Source organism: Verrucomicrobiota bacterium (assembly GCA_016871535.1).
In the GTDB taxonomy this organism is placed as follows: domain Bacteria; phylum Verrucomicrobiota; class Verrucomicrobiia; order Limisphaerales; family SIBE01; genus VHCZ01.
Window position 1 is genome coordinate 1 of sequence record VHCZ01000087.1, and the last position, 21,574, is coordinate 21,574.

Consider the following 21,574-nt stretch of genomic DNA (forward strand, 5'->3'; position numbering starts at 1 on the left):
CTAGGCTTTCGCGCTTTGTCAGCAACCCATTTTACGCAGCGGAACAACTTCTCTTTGCTTGTCCAGCGCTTGTTTCCTCGGTTACGTTCTGCCCGACATCTCAGCATTCGCACGCAATGGAAGTGGTGATTTTATGCGGTGGGTTAGGCACGCGGCTCCGGGAGGAAACGGAGTTCCGTCCCAAGCCCATGGTGCCGATCGGTGGCCGGCCGATCCTCTGGCACATCATGAAAATCTACGCCCATTACGGGCACAAGCGGTTCATTCTGTGTCTCGGATACAAGGGCGAGATCATCAAGGATTACTTCCGGAACTATCACTGGAACACTTGCGACGTCACGTTGCGCCTCGGCGCCAAACCTCAAATCCACTACCACGGCAAACACGAGGAGGAAGATTGGGAGGTCACGCTGCTCGACACGGGCTTGCAGACGCAAACGGGCGGGCGCCTCCTCCGCGCGCTGTCGTTCGTCCAATCCGAGACGTTTCTTTTCACCTACGGGGACGGCGTGACGAACAGCGACATCAATCAGTCCATCGAATTTCACCGCCAGCACGGCGCGATCGTGACCGTGACCGCTGTCAAACCGAGCGGACGCTTTGGTGAACTCGCTCTGGACGGCCAGACGATTACTGCCTTTCGCGAAAAGCCTGAGAAAGAAACGTTCGTCAGCGGGGGATTCTTCGTGATGAACAAGAGCGTTGGCCAGTATCTGGAAGGCGGCGATGCCTGCGTGCTGGAACGGACGCCCCTGGAGCGGCTCACCCGCGAAGGCCAGGTCAAGGCGTATTGCCACTCCGGTTTCTGGCAGTGCATGGACACGGCGCGGGAACAGGATTGGCTCAACCAGTTCTGGGCGGCGGGCAACGCGCCATGGAAGCTCTGGTGATCGACCCACTTTTGTGTACCGTTCCGAGTTCAACGTTCGACGTTCAAGGTTCGAGGTTCGCAATTTGTCCCTCGAAGGTCCAACATCCAACCTCGAACGCCGAACGTTGAACCGACGGGCCTTCGTCAATAATCAGAAGCTGCCTCTGCCATGAAGAAACCTTTGAACCAATTCATCTGGCTGGCCGTGGCGGTGCTCGGCGCCTGGGCTTATGTCACGCTCGCGCTGCATCGCGGCGAACAAATCAGTTCGGCCTACATCCTCACAGCGGCGCTTTGTTCCTATGCCATCGGTTTTCGGTTTTACTCGAAATGGGTCGCGGCACGCATCCTGGCGTTAAACGACCGACGTGCCACGCCTTGCGAAGTGCGGGAGGACGGCAAGGATTTTGTGAAGACGAACAAGTGGATCGTCTTCGGCCACCATTTTGCCGCGATTTCCGGGCCCGGACCGCTTGTTGGCCCCGTGCTCGCCGCGCAGTTCGGCTACTTGCCGGGGACGCTGTGGATCTTGATCGGCGTCGTGCTGGGCGGCGCGGTGCAGGATTTTGTCATTTTGTTCTGCTCGATGCGGCGCAATGGCAAATCGCTCGGCCAAATGGTGAAGGAGGAATTGAACACCACGGCCGGGGTGATCGGCGTCGCCGCGATTCTGGCCATCATGATTATCCTGCTCGCGGTGCTGGCGTTGGTCGTGGTGAAAGCGCTGGCGGAAAGTCCTTGGGGCGTTTTCACGGTGGGCGCGACGATTCCCATCGCGATGCTCATGGGGGGCTACCTTCGCTTCTGGCGGGTCGGGAAGGTGATGGAGGTCTCGGCCATCGGCGTGGTGCTTTTGCTGCTGGCGGTGTGGGGCGGGCAATTCGTTCATTCGCACGCCACGCTGGGAAAAGCCTTCACGTTGCGAGACATCACGCTTGCCTGGGCCATCATTCTTTACGGGCTGGCGGCCAGCGTGCTGCCGGTCTGGTTGTTGCTCGCGCCGCGCGATTATCTGAGCACCTTCATGAAGCTCGGCACGATCTTCGCCCTGGCTTTCGGCGTGTTTCTCGTGCTGCCCAATCTGAAGATGCCGGCCATCAGCCAGTTCATCGACGGCTCCGGACTCGTGGTGGCGGGGAAACTCTTTCCGTTTTGTTTCATCACGATCGCTTGCGGCGCGATCTCCGGTTTTCACACGCTGATTTCCAGCGGCGTCACGCCGAAGATCATCACGCGCGAAAGCTACGCCCGGCCTATCGGCTACGGCGCGATGTGCCTGGAATCGCTGGTCGCAATCATGGCGATGATTGCCGCGTGCACGCTCGAACCGGGCGTCTATCTCAGCATGAACGTCAAAGGGGCCGGTGCGGATGCCGCAGCCATCGCGGCGGACACGGTGGCGAAGGTAACGGCGACCGGCTTTTCAGTGACGACGGAGCAGATGGACACGCTCGCGACGCAGATCGGCGAGAAAACTTTGTTCGGCCGCACGGGCGGCGCTGCCACGCTGGCGGTCGGGATGGCGAATATTTTTTCCGGCGTCACGGGCGGGCGGTGGCTGGACCTGTGGTACCACTTTGCGATCATGTTTGAAGCGCTGTTCATCCTGACCACGCTCGACGCAGGCACGCGCGTCGGACGCTACTTGCTGCAAGACGTGCTGGGCAACGTGTGGAAGCCGCTCGGCGACACCAAACGCGTCTCCGCCAACGTGCTGGCGAGCGTCTTGGTCGTGGCGGGCTGGGGTTATTTTCTGATCCAGGGTGTGCGCGATCCGCTCGGCGGCATCAACTCGCTCTGGCCCCTCTTCGGCATTGCCAATCAACTCCTGGCCAGCATCGCGCTCTGTCTGGCGACGACGGTCATTTTGAAAATGCAACTGACGCAAAGCGCAGGGCAGGCTTCCGGCCTGCCGGCTGGGGCGGCATCTCGCCGCTCGAACGACGAGGCAGGGATGCCTCGCCAACCGGCAGACAGGATGTCTGCCCTACATTCTCAGCCAGGCGCTGGCCGGCCCGCGTACGCGCTCGTGACTCTGCTGCCGCTCGTCTGGCTGCTCTCGGTCACCATGACCGCGGGCGTTCAGAAGATCTTTCACGCCGATCCGCGAATCGGATTTTTGTCTCAGGCCAAATCGTTGAATGAAAAACTTCCAGCGTTGGAGCAAGCCCTCCGCTCAGCCGAGGCGGGTGGCGACACAAAAATCATCGCTGACGCGCGGAAAGCTGTAGCCACGAACCGAACCCTCCATTTCAACAACGTGCTCGACGCCGCGGTGGCCGGCATTTTTCTGACGCTCGTCGTGATGATCGTGGTTTTGAGCGCGCGCGAATGGCTCTTGTTGATCGCGCGGCGCAGGCTGGCCGTCTTGCGCGAAGCAGAACCGGTCTGGCTGCCCGATTACGTTCTGGCGGAAGGAAAACCTCTGCGCTTGTTCGGCCTCTTCGCGCTGGCGTTTGCGCTGGCGCGGGAATTGTCCGGCGAAGCCGCCCTGGATCGGGCGCAGAACGCTGCGCAGGCGTGCGATTGTTCCGGAAACAGCCCGGCCTGTGAACCGTTCAACGTCCAGAGGTCGAAATCCGATGCCGAACGTTTGGGTTGTGCGGTTGGAACATCGAACATCGAACATCGAACGTCGAACGTCGAACCTTCCGCGAGCCGGCTTGATCGGGGAAAACTCTTTGCCGGGTGCCTGGAACGGCGCTTCAAGGGCATCAATCGCTGCTGTTGATTCCTCCGGAACTGGCGCTATACTGTGGGGTGCGCATGAAACACGCGAGTTGCCTTCCGAACCGCCCGGCTGGAGCGCCCCTATGGGGTGTCTGACCACGTCTCGATGATCTGGGCTTTCTTCATCGCCGCTCCACATCCGCGTCCATCTGGGTTCATCCGTGGTTTCAACTTGATTTCTGAGGAATGACGCAGCGGATCGGCTTATTTGGAGGTTCCTTCAACCCGGTTCATCTGGGACACCTCCTGGTCGCGCAAGCGGCGCGCGAGGAATTGCAGCTCGACCGCATTGTTTTCACTCCGGCTGCGATGTCCCCGTTCAAACCCGGCCTCGAACTGGCTCCAGCCGCTCAACGCTTGCGTCTGTTGCGCCTGGCGCTGGCCGGACGGACGTATTGCGAAATCGACGATCAAGAAATCCGGCGCGGCGGCATTTCCTACACCATCGAAACCGTGCGCGAATACAGATGCCGCGGCCCGGAAGCCCGGCTCTTTTATTTGATCGGCGCGGACCACGTGCCCCAACTTCCTTTGTGGAGGGACGCCGAAGAATTGGCCCGGCTGGTCGAATTCGTCGTGATTCCGCGTCCGGGCCAGGCGTTCCAAGAAGCGCCCGCGCCCTTCCGCAGCCACCCGTTGCGGGGATTTCCCCTGGGCGTCTCCGCGTCGCAAATCCGGGACCGCGTTCGCGACGGATTGCCCATCGACTCGTTAGTGCCGCCGCTGGTGGCCGAAGCGATTCTCGCCGGCCGCATGTATTCGAAGAAAGACCCATAAACCTCCATGAATTCAAGAACCCTGGCCCTGCGCTGCCGCGAATTGGCCGACAACAAAAAAGCCGAAAACATCGTCATCCTGGACGTCAAGAAACTCTCGTCCATCACCGACTACTTCGTGATCGCGACGGGCACGAGCGAGCCGCACGTGCGCGCAATTGTCGATGAGATTCGGGACAAACTGGATGAAGAATGCCGGCTCCGGCCCCGCGCGACCGATGGCACGCTGCAAACCGCCTGGGTGGTGCTCGATTACTTCGACGTGATCATCCACATCATGCGGCCCGACGTCCGGGACCACTACGATTTGGAAGGTTTGTGGGGGGATGCGCCGAGGGTTCGTGTCCGACAGAGGAAAGCGACGGCGGCGGAATTATGATTTATGACTTACGATTTATGATTTTGGTTTGGCTTTTAGAACCACGCAGGCGCAGGAAACCCAATCATAAATCACAACTCCTCAATCATAAATTTTCTTCACTCGGCGCCCATCTTCGCCGGTGTTTCACCCGACACTTTCAACATGTCGTCCAGGAGGCGTTTGAAATCCTCCAAACCGGTGGCGGGAATGATGATCGTGTCACGGCGGCCGTTGACGTCTTCGGTGATGCGAAGAAAGCGGCCTCGCGGATTCTCCTTCAGCGTGAAGACGAACGTCTTTCGTTCGATCTGAATTTTGTCCGATTTGATCGTTTCCTCGATGACGGGCGGCTTGGAGCCGGAAGGCGCGTGGAGACGATGGCCGTAAGGTGAAGGTCTTTCATTCGAGATCATACAACTTTTTCACAAGGGGCCGTCACACGCCACCGATGCTATTCCAGATACCTCCTTACAGACACTTACGATGCCCCTTTTGTCAACCCTTGAATTTGTTGGCGTTCAAAAACCGCGGCGCGCCGACCGGCGCGCTCGTCTGAACCAAATGAACCACCAGTCCGAGCGCCGCCAGGCCCTGGCAAACCTGCAGAACTCCTTCCCAATGGCGCAACGGCCGGCGGGCATTTTCCCTCTGTTGCGGGGTGGAACGCGCCCCATAAAGGTCCAGGTGAAGTCTCGTGACCTTCGGCCGCAGCCACAACCCGCCCGCGAGGCCCAGACCCAGCAAGCTCAACGCGAGATAAACCGACCACGGCTTCAAAGGACGGCCCGTGTAGAGCCACTCGGCCAGCAAATGAACGACGGCAATCCCGCCGCACCAGTACTGGAGGATAAAGTAGCGTTCGAGCACGATTTGCCACGCCCGGCCCGTGTGCGACGGAGGAAGAATCGCCTGCATGGACTCGGAAGCCAGCGCCGGAGCCAGGATGATGCAGGAGAAAAAGGCGGCGCCCAACCAGATCGCGGCATTGATGATCCCGATGCATCGCAGGAAGAAGAGCACGGAGCGACCGTAAAAAAAAAATTTCGGAGTGCCAAGCTTGGAAACGGCGCATGCTCAGGTAGGGCGAGTCCGTCCCGGCGAGCCGCTCCACGTAGGGCGAGTCTGTCCCGGCGAGCCGCTCCACGGGCTCGGAACACGTCTGGATCGGCTCGCTGGGGACAGGCTCGCCCTACCCACCCAGTTTCAATAGGAGGCTTCCTTTCGCTTCGCGCATGCATTGGGACCCTGAACAGTCCACGGTGGGGCGAGACTCCGGCCGAGCTTTGTCTTCCTTGAAAAGAAGGTTGGGGAGGACTCGGCGGGGCTCGGCGGGAGGCTCACTCCACCGTTTCAGTTCTTACTTGCGGCGTTCGCGGGCGGGGCGTTGTTTGAAGGAGGCGTGACCGCAGGCTGATTCGTCGGGGTGGCGGACGGCGATGGAGCCGGGAGGCCAAGCTTGGTCCGGAGCTGATTGGCGATTCGCGGATCAAGGCCGCTCTCTGGATCAAGCATCCGATCCAGGACTTGCTTCTTAAGCTGCGCCAGCGGCGGCAAGCCAACCCGACCTTTTGAAATGGTTCCGATTTCCTGCATGAACCGGCTCCAGATCCGCTGCGCGAAGCGATCGTAGCCGGTGGCCAGGTCGTCCTCATCAATCGCCAGATTCAGGAACACACTTTCCAGCATCCCTTCAAGGATCGCTTTGACCCGGTCGTGGCTCGTCTCACCGATGTCTTCGGCGACGCGGGCGAGGGCGTATTCATCCAGGCCCTGATTGGCCGGGATTGCGGTGGGATACTTTTTGCGCAGGTATTTGAACCATTCATCCGCCTGGGTGAGCCGGTTATAGTCGTAGAGGAAATACACCGCCGTCTTCAAAAAATTCTTGTGGGCCGTCTCTATGTTCTGCCGCATGTTCGGCTCCAGTTCCATCATTTCTTCGTAAGCGCGGCTGGTGCGGGCGACGATCTCCAGGTTCGGAGCCGTGGTGAATTCGCTGCCGCCTTTGGCCAGGAAGACCAGCCGCCCGCGGTGGAAGGCGAGTTGCATGGACTGGAAGATGACGCGGCGCAGATTGATCGAGTCCTGTTCTTTGAGGATGGCGCCTTTGATATTCTCCAGGCCCACGAAAGCCCAGTAAACGGCGTGCGTCTCCGGGAGGCGCCATTCCAGCGGGCCGTATTCCTCATCCACCAGTTTCATCCAGCGCGGGTCCATCTTGTATTTCTCACGCAGCGTCTGGACGCGGGCTCGGGCGTCGTCGGTTTGCGGATTGAGCAACTCGTCATAGTTCGGGCGGCCCGATCCGAGGAGCGGGCCTATTTCATCCACCCACATGGCTTTGTAATAATTGTGGGCGTCGTCGAGGTTCGCTCCCATCTTGTGCTGGAAATGCCAGGCCAGCTCGCGATAGAGAAGCGCTTCCTTGGGGTTGTAGCGCAGGCCTTCGTCGCGCAACAGCTCGATGCCGCGCTTCACCCAGAGCCAGCGGTCTTTCGGATCGTTGAACTTGACGGAAATGTTGTAGGACATGTTCCACGCCAGATGGACCCAGACGGTAGCGAAGTGCGGCTGAAGTTTGGTGATCCAATCCGAAAGCTGAACCATCTCGAAGAATTTGTCCTGCTCCTGCAAATCCGCGACGCGAATCCAGAGCATGTTCGCGATCAATCCGCGAAAGCCGCCCAACGCCACGGTCGTGAAAGCCAGCACGGGCGGCGCGTTGTCGAGAATGTCGGCGCGCGTCAATCCCATCGTCTCGCGCCGTTGATTGAGCTGCTCTTGTGCGAGTGACACCGCGAACAGGAGCGCCACCGCCAGGAAAGCGAGAAGCGGCTTGTAGAATCTAGATCGAAAGGAACTCATGGATATCCACCCTCTCCCAGCGGGAGAGGGCCGGGGTGAGGGAGAGCGGCCGCCAGACTTTTACGCTTCCGATCCGCCGACGTGTTCACCCTCACCCTGCCCCTCTCCCTCAAGGGATAGGGGATCTGTATTCGCGGTTGTTTCATGGCCATTCGAGGTTTTCTGGGTTCGAAACTTGCTCAGTTATTCCCTTGCGCGGTGGCCAGCTCTCGCCGGTTGAAAATAAGGATGCCCGAAGCGCACAGCACGCCTCCCATGCACAAACAGATTTGCGCGAACGCTTGTCCGAGTTGTCCCCAGGAAATGCTCCGGCCCGTGCTCAGGGAATCGATGGGCGAGAATCCTTTCACCATATTGATCAGGTGCAGCAACACCCGGAACATCGGCAGCGCAAACTGATCGATCACGGTGGGTTTGTCCGCGACGCCGGTGTCGTGGTTCACCTCGAACACCGTCCCCTGTTCCAAAACCAGCGCGATGGTTCCGCTGCACATGCCGATGATCAGCACGCCGAGCGAGAAAAACGCCGCGACCGGGAACGACAGAAAACTGGACGCCGCCAATCCCAGCGCGCCCAGAAACGCCAGCCAGAAGAAAATGATCAACACACCCCGGAAATAGTTCAGTCCGAATCCGCCTTCTCGATAGAGCACCTCCATCCCTTCCTCCAGCGGGAAGAGCACGGCGGTTTCGTTGCGATTGATGAAGTTGACGATCAACTGGCCTTTCTCGTTGACCATGTTGGGCGGGATGATGAGATCGTGAAAGGTGTCGGCCGCCAGACTCATGTTGGTCTGGTAAACCCGGGCCGAGTCGAGATCGCCGATCGCGAAAAGGCCGAGATACGTTTTGGAAGCGCTGGTCTGAGCGACATTGAATTTGACCCGCAGGTAAACGGGTTGATCGCGCGAGAAACTATGGGCCGATCCCAGATCGAGCGTCCAGCGGCGGAGATGTTCGGGGGGCACCACCTGTTCCTGGGCTTTGAACTGCTCCCGAATCTGCTTGCGCATGTACTCCAGGTCCGAAAGCGGCACGGCGCTGGCCTTGATCTTGTTCTTGAGTTCCTCTTCGACCGCGGGTTCGAAATCAGGCACCGGTTCTTTGACCGAGCCGCGCGCGACCATGACTTCGTTCCGCAGAATCGCCTGCTGTTCCGCGGGAAGTTTCTGGGCGCGCCACTGCATGAGCAGATAGACCGCGCCGGAGGAAAGCGCGAGCAAGGCCGCGTTCAGCGCCAGAATCCCCAGCCATTTGCCCAGCCAGATTTGCCAGCGCGCGACGGGTTTGACCGCCACCACCTGAATCTGCGCCTCCTCGATGTCTCGCGCCAGAGTGCCGCAAGCCATCCAGAGCGTGGCGAATCCGAGCAAAGCGGTGATGGTCGCCAGCGTGTAGGTCAGCAGAATCTGCGTGAATCCGCGCGCCGTGCCGTCGTCCTTGATCACCAGAGGCAAAATGACCACCGCGCCCAGCAACACGGCTGCGAGCACGAGCACGAGACGAAGCCGGAGCGCCGCTTTCAGGGTGAGCCAGGCGATCGCGCGAATCTGTTGCATAAGGCAGGGGACTAACCTCTTAATGAGTCGAAGACATCAGTGTTCATCAGTGGTTAAAAAGCCTCGACAGTTCTCACCGCCGCTTCCGGAATGTTTCATTTCGGTTTACCCAGCAACGACGACAGCTTTTCGTTGGCCTTTTGCAGTTCCGCCTCCTTTTGGCCAGCCGCCACGGGCGAAGGCGCAGGCGCGGGCGTTTCTTGCGGCCGGGTCAAATCTTCCAGTTTTTTCTGATCGACGCTTTCGTTCGGTTGGCTTTCCACCGGTGCCGGCGCGCTTTGGGCCGCGGTGGGCAGCGTGAGGCGTTCGAGAATCTTGTCGGGCTGTGCGACTGGCGTGTCGGCATCGCCGCGCAAATAAGCCGCGACCCGATGGCCGGAAGTCGCGCCGGAGGTTTCGGCTTCCGTTTGCTTCGCCTTCTGAACCACACCCAGGAAATAGTTCTCCAGATTCTGAGTGGGCGTGTCGATGCGGACTTTGTCGGCGGCAACGTCATTCCGGACGATTTCGAGAATTCGCTCGACCGCTCCGCGCGGCAGGAGCGGAGTCGTGATCTGCATCGTGTCCGGTTGCGCCAGGAGTTCCTTGAGCGTGCCCTGCGCTTGAATTTTCCCGCCGTAATAAATCACCACGCGATCGCAGACGTCCTCGACGTCAGCCAGCAGATGGCTGCTGAGAATCACGGTTTTGCCGCGCCGGGCCAGAGCGAGAATCAGATCTTTCACTTCACGGCAACCGATCGGGTCCAGGCCGGCGGTCGGTTCGTCGAGAATGACCAGATCCGGATCGTTGATCAGCGCCTGGGCCAGGCCAATGCGGCGCTGCATGCCTTTGGAGAATTCGCCCACCAACCGGCGGCGCGCCTTGTCCAGTCCCACCATTTCCAGAAGCTGTTCCGAGCGTTGCTGGCGGTCCTTGGGCGGCAACGAAAACAAATTGCCGAAAAAATCCAGCGTCTCGTCCGAATCCAGGTACCGGTAAAGGTAAGATTCCTCCGGGAGGTAACCGATGCGCGATTTGGTCGCAACGTGCCGGGGCGAATGGTGGAAGACCTCGATGTGGCCGCGCGTCGGGTAAAGCAAACCCAGCAGCATCTTCACAGTGGTGGATTTGCCGGACCCGTTGGGGCCCAGCAGGCCGAACACTTCGCCGCGCCGGACTTCGAAATCGACGTTGTCCACGGCTCGGGCTTTGGGGCGTCCCCAGAAATCTTTGAAGACTTTCGTGAGACCACGCACCGCGACGACAACGTCCTGGGCCGGGCGAGCTGCGGCGAGACGTGGCTGCGCCAATTGATCCTCAGTAGCAATCATAGAATGGAAGGCTTCACACGCGTTCGGAGATTCCAGAAGTCTCCTTCAGATTCCGGAGCCGCGGTTCCCCTCACCCTGCCCTCTCCCCAAGGAGAGGGAATCGTTGTTGCAGTCGCGGAAGGAGCCAGAGCCATAAATCCTGACTGCGCGCGGAAATCCGTTCCCCCTCTCCCCGGGGGGAGTGGGCCGGGGTGAGGGGGAAGGCAAGGGTAAGTTGAGCAAGAGCGACATCATTTGCGCCGAGGCCAAATCACTTCATGCAGGCCTGGGCTGGAGCTGCGGTGTGGAGCTCGCCCGCGGTCCGCTGCCGGGTGCTGCGGTGTCGGCGGCTGGACTTTGGAACGGCTCCAATTCCTCGCCGTAGCGCACGAGCCGGAAGCTGTTGAAAACGACGATCAACGAACCGGCGTTGTGGAGAATCGCCGCCACGATCGGATGCACGTAGCCAAACGCCGCCGCCACCAGTCCGCCGATGATGAAGATCACTCCGACGAGGAAATTCTGGTTGATGACCAGGCGCGTGCCTCGCGAAAGCCCGACCAGGAACGGCAGCCGGCGAAGATCGTTGTTCATCAGCGCAATCGTCGCGCTGTGGATCGCGACTTCGCTGCCCGCCGCGCCCATCGCGATGCCAATGTCGCCCGCGGCCAGCGCCGGCGCGTCGTTCACGCCATCGCCGACGACGGCGACGCGATAGCCGCGCGATTTGATCTGCCGCACGAATTCCACTTTGTTTTGCGGCAGGCATTCCGCGACCACTTCCTCGCAGCCGATTTCCTTGGCCACGCGCGCCGCGACAGGTTGCCGGTCGCCGGTCACCATGGCGATGCGGCGCACGTTGCTGTGTTGCAGGGCGCCCAGGGATTCGCGCGCTTCGGCCCGCGTTTCGTCGCGGAGTCCGACCCAGCCCATGCAGCGGCCGTTGCGCGCCACGAAAATCAGGCTGAAACCTTCCGTCTCATCCAGGTCCACTGATTTGGTGAAATCGTCGGGAATGCCGTTGTCGCGAAGCCATTGGGCGCGGCCCACGAGAACTTGCGCTCCTTCCACTTGCGCTTTGACACCTCGGCCGGCGGTCTCGGAAAAATTCTGCGGATCCGAGAGCGGCACGCCCACTTGTTCGGCCAGCGCCGCCAGAGCCTTGGCCGTGGGATGATTGCTGAACTTCTCCGCCGCCGCCGCGATCCGCAACAGTTCGGCCGGTTTCGTTTCTCCCAGCGGCGCCAGGCGGCTCACGGTCAATTTGCCTGTCGTAAGCGTCCCGGTTTTGTCGAAGATGAAAGCATTGATCCGCGCCGCGGCTTCGATGTCGCCGACGTTCTTGATCAGAATGCCCAGCCGCGCGGCGGTCGAGAGCGCGGCGACCATGGCGGACGGAGTGGCCAAAATAAACGCGCACGGGCACGCGACAATCAGCACGGAAATGACCCGGGAAAGGTCCTGCGTGAACGCCCACACCAGCGCGCCGATGACGAGCACGAACGGCGTGTAATAAACCATGTACTGGTCCACCAGCCGCATGATAGGCAGCTTGGTTTTCTCGGCTGCCAGGATCAATTCGCGCACCCGACCCAACGTCGTGTCCTGCCCGGCGCGTGTGACGCGGATTTCCAGAACGCCGGTCAGATTCTGCGTGCCGGCAAAAACGTCGTCGCCCGGCTTCTTGTCCACGGGCAAGGATTCGCCCGTGATGTTGGCCTGATTGAACGAGCCCTGGCCATTGACGATCACGCCGTCAGCCGCGACGTTGTCGCCGGGGCGGACGCGGATCACGTCGCCGACCGCGAGATCTTTGGCGGAAACTTCTTCTTCTTTGCCGTCCTTGGTCATCCGGCGCGCTTTGGTGGGCGTCAGTTTGATGAGCGATTCAATCGAGGCGCGCGCGCCCGCCGCCGTTCGCGTTTCAATGATTTCGCCCATGAGCATGAAGAAGGCGACGAGGCCGGCGATCTCGTATTGGCCGGAGGAAAACGCCGCCAGCACCGCGATGCTGACCAGTTCGTTGATGCTGAGAACGCCCCGACGCAGATCTTTGTAGGAAGTCCAGATGATCGGGTAACCCAGGATGATGGCGCCGACCATGGCGCTGAAATTCGCGATCATGGATTCCGGGCTCGCGCCCTTGTCGAAAAGCTGGTCGATGAGGAAGGCGTTGAGGATGAAGATGAGTCCGACCAGGGTTTGCCTCAGACGAATGGGCGTGTGTTCGTGATCGCACGTCGCGCAACTGGGATCGTGCTCGTGGTCGTGGGCATGCTTGTGATCGTGGGCATGCGGATCCTGCCGGCTTAACATCGATGTGACTTGCATAAGTTTCGGTCTCGTTCAAAAAACTGTTCTTGGCGTTGGAAATCTTCGACGCGCTGCCGATTGCAAACCGGCGATCCGGCAGACTGCAGATCTGCGCTACGGAGCCGCGCTTACCCGCGCGCAAACGCTCCCATTCAAGGCGGCGGCAGCGCAGCCGGTTTCTGCGGCTCACGGCCCAACTGTATCCTCAGTTCCACCGGCTTGCCACTGGCGCGCTCCGGAACAAACATCTTTTCCACGGCGGAATTGGTCAGCACCTGATGCAAGGCTTCGGTCTGGAGCCGCGCCATGAATAGTTCCGGGTTGCTCCGGTAATAGGGCAATTGATTGGTGAAGTATTTCGCCTCCGCGGCGATCTCTTGCACCGTGCGGTTGCGGTCGGTCTCACCCGCGTTGATGATGGCGCTGGCTTCGCCGTGCGCTTTGTTGACGGTGCTGCTGGCGTAAGCCTGGGCGACCTGGTTGGTCTGGCCGCGTTCCTGGCCGGCCTTCGAGACGTTCTCGAAGGCTTCGTTCACGTAACGCGGCGGTCTTGTTCTGAGTTCAACCTGTTCGATGGTGATGCCGAGGCTCTGTTGATCCACCAACTGCTGGACGCGGGCCGTGATCTTTTCCTTCAGCGCCTGAACGTTCAACAGCAGCGCGTCGTCCACGCTGAACCGTGCCGAAGCGTGAAACAAGGCGTTGTTCAGCGCGTTCTGGATCAGATTGGTGGCGCTGGTGAAGTTGAGCACGTAATTCACCGGCTGGTTGATCCGGTAACTCAAGGTGGCGCGCACATGGATAATGTTCGTGTCGGCCGTGAGCGTGTAGCCGTCGGCGGCGGGATTGAGCGTCGAGCCCGGCGGAGGTTCGCTGTTTGTCGCCTCGGCTTCCGGCGTGGTCGCGTACCAGCCCGTCGTAGAAGCCACCTGCTGAATCTCACTGAACGGAATCTTGATGACTTCATCGATGGGATAGGGGAACGACCAGTGCGCGCCCGGTCCGAGCAACTGTTGATTGCCCACGCCCACGGCGCGGCCAAACCGCAGGATAATCGCTCTTTCCTGCGGCGAGACCGTAAAGAACCCGGAGCCAAAGAAGACAATCACCAGGATCACCATGATGATCTTGACGATGACGAAGCTGCTGCGGAGCGCTTCGGCGAGCGCTTGCGTGCTGGCGTCGTCGATGGGTGCCGGGGGCGAAACCGGCCCCGTGTTCTTGGGCTGGCCTGCGTTCGAGGTTGGGAGACCAATCGGGTCCGGCATAAAAGGCTTATTTGTTGGTCGAGTCGTCCCCGCCCAGGGTGATGCGGCCCGGTTGGGCTGCCGCAGGCTTCGGCAGAGGCCCCAGCAATTCTAACAGCGGGTTCCGCTGATCCAGAATCAGCGTGGATTTCTCTTTGAGGACTTCAGGCAGTGATTTGATCTTGGAAAGGAAGACGGCCAGTTCCGGGTTTTGGGAAAAGACGGCCAGCCACTTCGATGCCTCGGCATCCGCCTCGCTTCGCAACGCCGTTGCTTTCGCCTCGGCGTCAGCGCGGATCTTGGCGGCATCCCGGTCGGCGTCGCTGCGGATGATCGTCGCGCTGCGCTCGCCTTCGGATTTCAAGGTTTGGATCACTTTGTCCCGTTCCGCCTGCATGCGGGCGAACACCTTTTCAGTGACGCTTTCGGGCAAGCTGAGTTTTTTGATCCCGATAAACTGCACTTCGATCCCGTACTTCGCTTCGGCGTCCGGGCGGACCTTTTCGAGAATCTCCTTCTCGATTTCCTCGAATTTCAGTTCGTTGGCATCGGTGGAGACGAAGTGCGAAAACGGGTGATTGCCAACGACCTGATTCTTCGAACTCTCGACCAGGCCGCCGAGTTTCTGTTCGGCCTCGGCCACGGTGCCGCCGCGTGAGCTGGCGAAAAACGTTTCCGGATCTTTGATTTGCCAGCCGACATACAGCATCACCATCAAGGGATCGCCTCCTTTGGTGAGCACTTGCTCCAACCGGGAGTCAAAGCTGTGAATCCGTTTGTCCAGTTTGTGGACCCGCTGAATCGGGCGGGGCCATTTGAAATACAAGCCGGGTTCTCGGATGGGGGCGCCAGGCCGGCCAAAAGTCGTGATCACGGCCACTTCGGTCTGCCGCACCTGGAAGGTGAACAGCAGCACAAAGAAGATCAGGATCAGCAGGCCGCCAATGACGAGCGTGACAGTGTTGCGTTTCATAAAGTCTATCTCCGGCCAGTGGGCATCGGCACGTCCAGCAAGTCTGGACGAAGTTTGTCCTCCAGATTCAAGAGGATCACGTCCTGGGTGTTCGTGGTCGCCAGGACGTACTTTCGGGAATTGGTTGTGCCGAGTTCCAACGCGGCCAGGTACTCGCGCTGAACGAAGACGTCGGGCGCGGCCCGGAACGCGGCAAGCTGGTGCGCAAACCGCGCGGACCGCGCGCGGGCATCGGTCACCTTCCGGTAGGCCTGCGCTTCGGCCTCGCGCACCAGTTTCGCGGCTTCACCTTTGGCCAGGGCGAGCGTCTTGGCGGCATATCCCTCCGCGGTGCGCAAGGTCGCTTCGTTTTCTTGCCTCGCCGCGTTCACTTCCTCAAATTTTTTGGCCACCTTGACCGGAGGATGAATGTCTTGCAGGCCGACGAGGACGATGTCCACGCCCAGTTTCTGATCGTCCGCCAGCGTCTGAATGTTCTTCTTCAATTCCTCGGCGGCTTTGGCGCGGCCGCTGGACATGACCTCGAAGAGATCCACGCTGACGAAGTAACGGACGATTTCGCGCGTCGTCAGCTTCTCCAGGAGATTGCTCGTGGAGTTGTGATTGTACGCCCAGGCCCGGAGATCTTTGATCTGGTATTGGATGGGGACGCTGACCGTGAGGAGATCGACGGGCGCCACTTTTTCCGGGGGCGCATCGTTGGTGTTGCCTGCAGGAGACTGACTGCGTGTCGCGACCAGCAAATTGGACTCCGTCTTGTAGTGCGGGACCGTCCAGAGCACGGTCGTTTCGTTGGTCTTTTCCGGATCGTGCTCAAAGCCGATGTCGAACGTTTGAATTTCCCGCGTGCGCGCCCGATACACCTGGTCGATCGGCCAGGGCAGCTTGAAATGAAGCCCGGGATCCAAAGTCCCGCGTTCCGTGACCGGCCGGCCGAACCGCTCCAGAAGCCCTTGCTCGCCTGGACTGACGAAAACCACGCACGTGGAGATCCATAGCAGTCCGACTTGCAGAAGAATGATCCAGGAAATCGCCCGCTCCAGAAAACGGTAGAACCAAGTCTCCGAGACTTTGAATCCGAACTGATAATCAAGGGCCTGCGCTGCGGTGGTGACCAACCCCTCCGGTTGTGCCATCAAACCGACCAACCGGCTGTCGTAGAGCAACCGCGCGGCCTGTCCCTTCAGCCTGGGGCGATAAACTTCCAGGATCAGATTCACAATGGTCTCGACCGCGGACAAAGCCACGATGCCAGCCAGAACGCGAGCGACGTATAGATCGACGACGGAATGCTCGAATTGCACGGCGGCCAGCGAGCCCGCGACGACGAAACACACATACGAGCCCAGCAGCAAATAACTCGCGCCAGGCCGCAGAATCCTCGCGCCTTCGAGCCGCGCGCGGTTGGCGGAGTACTTGCCGATCAGGAATAGGACCAGAGCGAAGATTCCGTAGAGCGCCAGCGCCACGGCCGTCTTCTGCGTGGGCGCAGGCGTGACTTTTACGAGCCAGATCCAGAGCCAGTAAGCGGAAGCCGCTTGCAGCAGGAACAGAAGGACCGTGAAACCCGGGACAAAGAATTTCTCGAACTGCTCGCGCGCGCGCTGGGCCGGGAACAATTCGGCATCGGTGACATTGAAGAGGCTGGAGCTGCCTTTGGCTTTGTTGAGTTCCTCGAACTCCATTTTTTCCAGCCGTTCGCTCTCCTCCAGTCGCATCTGGAAATAGCTCACCGCGGCCACGAGGAAACCCAGCCCCAGGAAGACCAGGCCGGTTTGTCCCGCCAGCGTTTTGGTGTGAAAAGCCAAGAAGGCAGCGGCGGCGCCCACGAGCAGGAGCACGACCAGATTGACCAGACCGATCTTGTTAATGTTTCGTTCCATCGCGTTGTTCAGCTTAATTCACGGTCCTCAAAAAGTATCAAAGCCAGCGCGAGCGAGGCGCCCAGGTAAGCCACGACATAGCCGAAGGCCTGGCCCACGTAGCGCCACGGGATGGTCTTTTTGTTCTCCAGCGCGTCGGCGAGCCAGAAAAGCTGCCAGTTCGGAACCAGCGTGTAAAGGACGGACGCCCAGGCCGCCCCGCCCAGGCCGGCCGCTTTCAAGCGCTGCGTTTCTTGCGCGTTGACGCGGCTGCGCTCGTCCGGATCCAGTTTCCCATTCTTGTTTGCGTCATGTTTCTCGACGGTTTCTCGCAGCATTTGGAGCTGGGCGTCGCTCCACCGCGCGTCCTTCAACTCTTGCTTGAGATTGAACGTCATCCAGGCAGGCTCCGCATGGCGGCCAAACAGGTAGTCGGACATCAGGCCCAGCAGGAAAAACATGGAACAGATCGAAAGCGTCGGGATCATTTCCCACCGGGTCGAGCAAGCCAGCGCCAGCGCCGCGAGAATCCAGAGCGCGAACAGAATCAGAATCGCCGCCGGCACCAACCGCCAGTCCACGCCCTTGGCGAACTCTTGCCACTTGCCTTCTTTGTCCAGGAAATTGATGACCACAAACGCCAGCGTGATCAACAGCGTGAAAAAGAAAACCGCGTCCGCCACAAAGGGACGCTGGAGGAAATAATTCGTCAATCCGCCCAGCGCGTAGGCGATCACTGCCCCCCCCACGAAGATGAGAAACGCCAGCCGGTCCGTGTTGCCGTACGCGTCGTACGCCATGCGGCTCGCGAGCAGCGCGCTGAGCAGATTGATGTAAGTCAGGACGGTCAGGGCGCCGATCAACCCGGTGTACTTGGCCAGAAGGAATTGCGCCCGGCCCACGGGTTTGGCCAGCACGGCCAGAGCGGTTCCCGTGCGGATTTCGCGGCTGAGCGAAGCCGACGCGCTGAGCACCGCGCCGAACAACCCCGAGATCAGCATCACGGCCAGGACGCTGTCCTTGACAAGCTTGGGGTCATCCCCGAACCCGAAGTAGGGCACGCAAGCCAGAAAGACTCCAAACGTGGAAGAACAGGTCATCAGCAGCAGGAACACGGGCTGCCGGACCAACTCCATGAACGCGTTTGTGCCTATGGTAACGAATTGCCGCATTGCTTTTCGAGAACCCTGTCAGATTACGAACCCCTAAACGGGAAGCCAACGCCTAATCCTGTTGGATCGTGGACTGCCGGGTTTAGAGTGGCGGTAAAATACCTGGAATGAAAAGTTTTGCAAAGTGTGCGTTTTGCCGCACACGCTCCAAGCGTCCGACAGCACAGCCGAATCTGGACTGCGACAACCGAGCCTCTGGACTCCCGCTCCCGGACCGGGAGTTTCCTGGGACGTGGAAGATGAGTGGACCCAAAAAGTCAGTCAGGAGGGCTGGGCGGACGGCGTTGGCGGTGTGCTTTGGTCTTGCCCCAGGCGAATCTCCAATGAGAACGGGCGAGGGTCTGAAGACTTCTGACGGCGTTCAACGGGCTGGCTGATAACCTTCCGGCAATTCGTCACCCGGCATCGGCGCGCAGATTTCAATCTGCGGTATCGCCGATTTCCAATCGGCAGGGCGTCGGCAAGTCCCAGCGGGCTCGGACTGGGAGACGCCCCGCAGAATACAATTCTGCGATACGGCAGAGTGCAACTCTGCGCTACGAGCTTTGTCGTCCATCCCGCGGACCAAGCAGTAAAGCTGTCGATTTGCTGGGTGAGATTCTGACAGTGCTGGCCAAGCAGGGATTCAGTTTGAGCCTCGTTGCCTCGGCTGCTACCGCGTATTTCTGGCCGATATGGAGTTGGGGCTCCGTTCGCCTCACTTGTCACCCGCGACCAGAAGGGGGATCGAATAGAGCGATGTGCGGGCGGTGATAAAAAGGGTTTTGTGGTCTTTCCCGCCGAACGCCAGATTCGCCGGCGACTCTGGCACGAGAATCTTCCCGATCAAGCGGCCGTCCGTGGCGAAAATCTGGACGCCATCGCCGGCGCTGGAGAACATCCGGCCCTCCTTGTCGCAGCGAATGCCGTCTGGGCCGCCTTTGTCGATCTGGCAGAAAACTTTTCCGTTCGCGAGCGCGCCGTCGCTCTGCACGTCGAAGACGCGGATGTGTCTGGGTTTCCCTGAATCAGCCACGTAAAGCTTCTTCTCGTCCGGCGAAAAGCAAAGGCCGTTCGGTTTGTCGAAGTCCCGGACCAGCGCTTTGACTTCCTTGGTTTTGGGATCGAAGCGATAGACGAAATTGCCCGGTTGTTCTTTGGGCCGGCCCGCCAGACCGTAATCCGGATCGGTGAACCAGATTGTGCCGTCGGACTTCACGACGACGTCGTTGGGCGAGTTCAGGTTCTTGCCTTCAAACTGGCCGACCACAGTTTGGACGCTGCTGTCGCGTTCGGTGATGGAAATGCGGCGCCCACCGTGTTCCGCGGTGACCAACCGGCCTTGATTATCGAGACAGTTGCCATTGGCGTTGTTGCTCGGCTGGCGAAAAGTTTTCAACCCATCCTTTTCCGTCCACTGCTTGAGTTCGTTGGCGGGGATGTCGCTGAAAATAAGGGAGCCGCCGTAGGCTGGATTCCAGACCGGTCCTTCCAGGAAACGCATGTTCCCGGCCAGCTTGGTTACTTTCGCGGAATCCGGCACGATTCTTTTGAACTCAGATTCGTCTTTGATATCGAAATCCGCCGCCGCGAGGCCGGCGGCTTGGGCGAAAAGGGCAAGGGTGAGAAATGCGCAGGGTTTCATAGGCATCATGTTGGAATGAGGTTTTGCTGACAGCAATACCAGAGCTCCGGTGAAGCGTCATTGAAAAATGCGTTTCCGGACTTCTGGATTGGCGAACGCATCTTGATCGGGGACGTTCGGCAACCCCAAAGTAGCGCAGACTTGAAGTCTATCAGTATCGGTGGGAATCCTCACGGCGCGCGGTGATTTTGGACTGCGGTGGCAGAGCGCAGCGGCGACACCGCTTTTCAATTGGATGCCAAAGCGGCGTGGCGCTTCGCTTCCCGCCGCAGTCCAACAGCTTTGGTTGCGGCGTTAGCCGCGCTGGGCCGTATCGCGGAATTGCATTCTGCGGGAGGTTGATCAATCGGACGGACCCCAGGCCATGCGACGCGCAGCCGACTGCAAGTCGGCGACACGGCAGATTGAAAATCTGCTACGCCTTCGGACGTCTCTCCTGATTCGAAGAGTCGAGCCACCGCGGCACATTCTCGCCTTCCCACAACTTTGCGGCGGGCTGGCGCTCGCGCACGACCGCGACCGTGCTGCCATGGACCAGGACTTCCGCCGCCATCGGGCGCGCGTTGTAGTTCGAGGCCATGACAAAGCCATAGGCGCCCGCGCTGAGAAGAGCGAGGTAATCTCCTGGGCTCACCTGCGGCAGCTTCCTCTCTTTGCAGAAAAAATCACCGGACTCGCAAATTGGCCCCACGACGTCCGAGTAAATCAAACGGTCGCTCTTCCGCGTGAGCGGAACGATTTCATGATACGAATCGTAAAAGGCCGGGCGGATCAGATCGTTCATCGCCGCATCGACGATCACGAAATTCTTTTTGCCCGTGCGTTTGATGTATTCGACGCGCGTGACCAGGATTCCCGCGTTGCCCGTGATGAACCGGCCCGGTTCAATCAAAATCCGGAGGCCGAGCGGTTGAAGCAAAGGCGCCAGTTCGCGCGCGTATTTTTCCGGAGTCAGAATTTGCCTGGACGCCGGGGAACCCCACCACTTTTCCGAACCGCTCGCGAGCGCGGGTTGATACACGATGCCCAGCCCTCCGCCGATGCTGAAAAACTCGAAGCGATATTTCGCGGCCAGCCGGGCCACGAGCGGCGCAACTTTGCGAACCGCTTCCGCAAAAGGCCGCGTTTCGGTGAGTTGCGAGCCGATGTGCATCTGCAGCCCGCGCAGCCTCAGGTTTTTCAATTTGCTCGCGCGGGCATAGACGCCTTCGACCTCTTCAAATGCGATGCCGAATTTGTTCTGATACGTGCCGGTGGTGATTTTGGCGTGCGTGTGGGCGTCGACATTGGGATTCACGCGCACGGCCACCGGGGCCACCTTCTTCAAGCGTCCGGCGACCGCGTTGATGCGCTGCAACTCCGGTTCGCTCTCGGCGTTGAAGGTGTAAATGCCTTGCCGCAACGCAAAGGCAATTTCCTCTTCGGTCTTGCCCACGCCGGCGAACGCGCACTTTTTGGGATCGCCTCCGGCGGCGATGACGCGGCGCAGTTCCCCTTCGCTCACGATATCGAAGCCGGCGCCGAGGTTGTTCAGCGTCCGGAGCACGGCCAGATTGCCGTTGGCTTTGACGGCGAAACAAATCAGATGGTCGAGCGGCGCGAGCGCGCGACTGAGCTTCTGAAAATGCTGGGTCAACGTCCGCTGCGAATACACGTAAAGCGGCGTGCCATGCTTGCGGGCCAGCGATTCGACCGGCACATGCTCGCAATACAGCTTGCTGCCGACATAGCGGAAATCATGCATGGCGCGTAGTTATGCCAAAGCCGGACGGGAAGTCACGGAAAGAAACTGCAAACGGAGGGGGTATGACCGGCGAATGATGTATGAAGAGTTTTAATGGCTCTATGTGATGAGTGCTCAGACATTGGGAGAAAAGAGAGAGACGTTTAGGAACCCAATCGGGAGATCTTTTGCCAGAACTGGTCCCA

Annotated in this window: 16 protein-coding genes; 4 read left to right on the top strand and 12 right to left on the bottom strand. The window is 59.8% G+C overall.

What is annotated here, in order from left to right:
* Positions 1 to 116 precede the first annotated feature (116 nt).
* The 4 genes from rfbF (at position 117) to rsfS (ending at position 4,756) form a co-directional block, all read left to right on the top strand.
* Complete coding sequence (rfbF, locus tag FJ398_13145; protein MBM3838885.1) at positions 117 to 890, top strand: glucose-1-phosphate cytidylyltransferase; 774 nt, start codon at positions 117 to 119, stop codon at positions 888 to 890.
* Between the two features lie 150 nt (positions 891 to 1,040).
* Positions 1,041 to 3,602 (top strand): carbon starvation protein A, encoded by a 2,562-nt coding sequence (locus FJ398_13150; GenBank protein ID MBM3838886.1) that lies wholly within the window; start codon positions 1,041 to 1,043, stop codon positions 3,600 to 3,602.
* Between the two features lie 185 nt (positions 3,603 to 3,787).
* The gene (nadD, locus tag FJ398_13155; GenBank protein ID MBM3838887.1) at positions 3,788 to 4,378 is read left to right on the top strand and encodes a nicotinate (nicotinamide) nucleotide adenylyltransferase; all 591 of its coding nucleotides are present in this window, start codon (positions 3,788 to 3,790) and stop codon (positions 4,376 to 4,378) included.
* Between the two features lie 6 nt (positions 4,379 to 4,384).
* A complete protein-coding gene (gene rsfS / locus FJ398_13160; GenBank protein ID MBM3838888.1) occupies positions 4,385 to 4,756 on the top strand; it encodes a ribosome silencing factor in 372 nt (123 codons plus the stop codon).
* A 98-nt stretch (positions 4,757 to 4,854) separates the two neighbouring features.
* Here rsfS and FJ398_13165 read toward each other — a convergent pair whose 3' ends face one another.
* From FJ398_13165 to lysA, 12 genes are all read right to left on the bottom strand, one after another.
* Complete coding sequence (locus tag FJ398_13165) at positions 4,855 to 5,151, bottom strand: RNA-binding protein (protein MBM3838889.1); 297 nt, start codon at positions 5,149 to 5,151, stop codon at positions 4,855 to 4,857.
* Between the two features lie 82 nt (positions 5,152 to 5,233).
* Positions 5,234 to 5,758, bottom strand: a complete 525-nt coding sequence (locus tag FJ398_13170; GenBank protein ID MBM3838890.1) for a DUF4149 domain-containing protein — start codon at positions 5,756 to 5,758, stop codon at positions 5,234 to 5,236.
* A gap of 330 nt (positions 5,759 to 6,088) precedes the next feature.
* A complete protein-coding gene (locus tag FJ398_13175) occupies positions 6,089 to 7,603 on the bottom strand; it encodes a hypothetical protein (GenBank protein MBM3838891.1) in 1,515 nt (504 codons plus the stop codon).
* Between the two features lie 179 nt (positions 7,604 to 7,782).
* Positions 7,783 to 9,162, bottom strand: coding sequence for a hypothetical protein (locus FJ398_13180; GenBank protein MBM3838892.1), 1,380 nt, complete (start codon positions 9,160 to 9,162; stop codon positions 7,783 to 7,785).
* Between the two features lie 95 nt (positions 9,163 to 9,257).
* Positions 9,258 to 10,475 (bottom strand): ABC transporter ATP-binding protein, encoded by a 1,218-nt coding sequence (locus FJ398_13185; protein ID MBM3838893.1) that lies wholly within the window; start codon positions 10,473 to 10,475, stop codon positions 9,258 to 9,260.
* 255 nt (positions 10,476 to 10,730) lie between these two features.
* The gene (locus FJ398_13190; protein MBM3838894.1) at positions 10,731 to 12,785 is read right to left on the bottom strand and encodes a cation-translocating P-type ATPase; all 2,055 of its coding nucleotides are present in this window, start codon (positions 12,783 to 12,785) and stop codon (positions 10,731 to 10,733) included.
* 134 nt (positions 12,786 to 12,919) lie between these two features.
* Entirely contained in the window at positions 12,920 to 14,035 is a 1,116-nt protein-coding gene (locus tag FJ398_13195) for a protease modulator HflK (GenBank protein ID MBM3838895.1), read from the bottom strand.
* 7 nt (positions 14,036 to 14,042) lie between these two features.
* Positions 14,043 to 14,987, bottom strand: coding sequence for a protease modulator HflC (locus FJ398_13200; GenBank protein MBM3838896.1), 945 nt, complete (start codon positions 14,985 to 14,987; stop codon positions 14,043 to 14,045).
* 5 nt (positions 14,988 to 14,992) lie between these two features.
* Positions 14,993 to 16,870 (bottom strand): protease modulator HflK, encoded by a 1,878-nt coding sequence (locus tag FJ398_13205; GenBank protein MBM3838897.1) that lies wholly within the window; start codon positions 16,868 to 16,870, stop codon positions 14,993 to 14,995.
* 8 nt (positions 16,871 to 16,878) lie between these two features.
* Positions 16,879 to 18,021: an ABC transporter permease gene (locus FJ398_13210; GenBank protein MBM3838898.1), complete on the bottom strand. Its 1,143-nt coding sequence runs from the start codon at positions 18,019 to 18,021 to the stop codon at positions 16,879 to 16,881.
* Between the two features lie 697 nt (positions 18,022 to 18,718).
* Positions 18,719 to 19,645: an SMP-30/gluconolactonase/LRE family protein gene (locus tag FJ398_13215; GenBank protein MBM3838899.1), complete on the bottom strand. Its 927-nt coding sequence runs from the start codon at positions 19,643 to 19,645 to the stop codon at positions 18,719 to 18,721.
* Between the two features lie 415 nt (positions 19,646 to 20,060).
* Positions 20,061 to 21,389, bottom strand: a complete 1,329-nt coding sequence (gene lysA / locus FJ398_13220; protein MBM3838900.1) for a diaminopimelate decarboxylase — start codon at positions 21,387 to 21,389, stop codon at positions 20,061 to 20,063.
* Positions 21,390 to 21,574 lie beyond the last annotated feature (185 nt).